Raw genomic sequence first — 1,913 nt, forward strand, 5'->3', positions numbered from 1 at the left:
GGCGGGGGTGGTTCTGTCTGCGACGGGTGCGGCTACGGGTACGGCTGCCGCTCCACCTCCTGCGTACTCCTCGACCTCCGGCGGTACGTCGACCAGCCGGCTCCGCAGCCACTCCCCCACCCCCTTCCCCTGCGCGTCGAAGCGTTCCTGCGCCGCGACGCCCTCCCCCAGCAGGCCCTCCACCACGAAGTTCAACGCCCGCAGATTCGGCAGCACATGGCGCACCACCACCAGACCCCGTGTCTCGGGCAGCAGCTCCTGGAACCGCTCGACGGTGAGCGTGTGCGCCAGCCACCGCCATGCCGTGTCCGTGCGCACCCACACCCCCACGTTCACGTCGCCGCCCTTGTCGCCGCTGCGGGCCCCGGCGACCCTCCCGAGCGGGACACGCCGTACGGTGCCGCCCCCGGTGAGACCGTCGGGCAGGGCGGCGGGCAGCGGCTCCGGCAGCGCGGGCCCGACAGCGAGCCCGACAGCGGGCGCCGACGCCGATGTACGGGCGGGGCCCGGCACCAGCACCCGTTCCCCGTCCGGGAGTACGGCCACCTCCTCCACCGCGTCCCGGTCCACGTACACCGCGTCGAAGACCCCGTACGGCGCGCCCTTCCCGGGCGGCGCCGTCACATGGAATCCCGGGTAGCTGCCGAGCGCCAGCTCGATCGCGGCGCCGCTCACCACCCGCCCGACCGCCTCCTGTTCGCTGTCGCGCACCACGAGGCGGAGCAGGGCGCTCGCGCACTCCTCGCTGTCGGCGTCGGCCCGGTCCGTACGCACCACCTCCCACCGCACATCCGCCGGGCGGCGCCGCCCGGGACCGCCCTCCGGCGCCGCGTCGAAGGCGTCCTCCACCTGGGCGCGGACCAGCGCCGCCTTGGCCTCGATGTCGAGTCCCGTGAGCACGAACACGACCTCGTTGCGCCAGCCGCCGATCCGGGTCACCCCGGCCTTGAGCGTGCGAGGCGGCGGCTCTCCCCGTACGCCGGAGATCCGCACCCGGTCCGGCCCGTCCTGCGTCAGCCGTACGGTGTCGAGCCGGGTCGTGACGTCGGGCCCCGCGTACCGGGCGCCGCCCGTCTCGTACAGCAGCTGGGCGGTCACCGTCCCGATGTCGACCACCCCGCCCGTACCGTCGTGCTTGGTGATGACGGCGGATCCGTCGGCTGCGATCTCCGCGACGGGGAAGCCGGGGTGGCGTATGTCGTGCCCGGTGAAGAAGGAGTAGTTGCCGCCGGTCGCCTGGGTCCCGCACTCCAGCACATGCCCGGCGGCCACCGCGCCCGCGAGCGGGTCGAGGTCGTCGGGTCCCCAGCCGAAGTGCCAGGCGGCGGGCCCGGTGACCAGCGCCGCGTCCGTCACCCGGCCGGTCACCACCACATCCGCGCCGCCACGCAGACACGCGGCGATTCCGGCGCCGCCCAGATAGGCGTTGGCGGTGAGCGCGCCGTCCGGCAGCGGCAGGGCGTCGCCCTCGACATGGGCGACCCGTACGGGGACACCAACCCGCTCGCTCAACTCCCGTACGGCGTCGGCGAGTCCGGCCGGGTTGAGGCCGCCCGCATTGGTGACGATCCGTACCCGGCGGTCGTGCGCCTCACCGATGCACTCCTCCAGCTGGCGCAGAAAGGTCCTGGCGTAGCCGGCGCGCGGGTCCTTGAGGCGGTCGCGGCCGAGGATGAGCATGGTCAGCTCGGCGAGGTAGTCCCCGGTCAGCACATCGAGCCGGCCGCCGGTGAGCATCTCCCGCAGCGCGCCGGACCGGTCGCCGTAGAAGCCGGAGGCGTTCCCGATCCGCAGCGGCCTCACGCGGACCCCTTCGCGGGGCGCCCGGCGCCGGGCGGTCCGGCGAACGCCTGCGCGATCCCGAGCCACCGGTCGGCGTCGGCGCCCGTCGCGCGCAGGGCCAGGTCGTCGCG

Annotated in this window: 1 protein-coding gene and 1 pseudogene; both read right to left on the reverse strand. The window is 74.8% G+C overall.

Going from position 1 to position 1,913, the window contains the following annotated elements:
• Positions 1-1,803, reverse strand: a 1,803-nt coding sequence (locus G3I19_RS36310) for an acyclic terpene utilization AtuA family protein (RefSeq protein WP_164267920.1), incomplete at its 3' end; no start/stop codon positions are given.
• Positions 1,800-1,913 (reverse strand): annotated as a pseudogene (locus G3I19_RS37910) (wyosine base formation domain-containing protein); the annotation flags it as partial. The pseudogene G3I19_RS37910 and the gene G3I19_RS36310, both read right to left, overlap by 4 nt.

It is taken from the genome of Streptomyces sp. SID10853 (assembly GCF_010548145.1).
GTDB lineage: Bacteria > Actinomycetota > Actinomycetes > Streptomycetales > Streptomycetaceae > Streptomyces.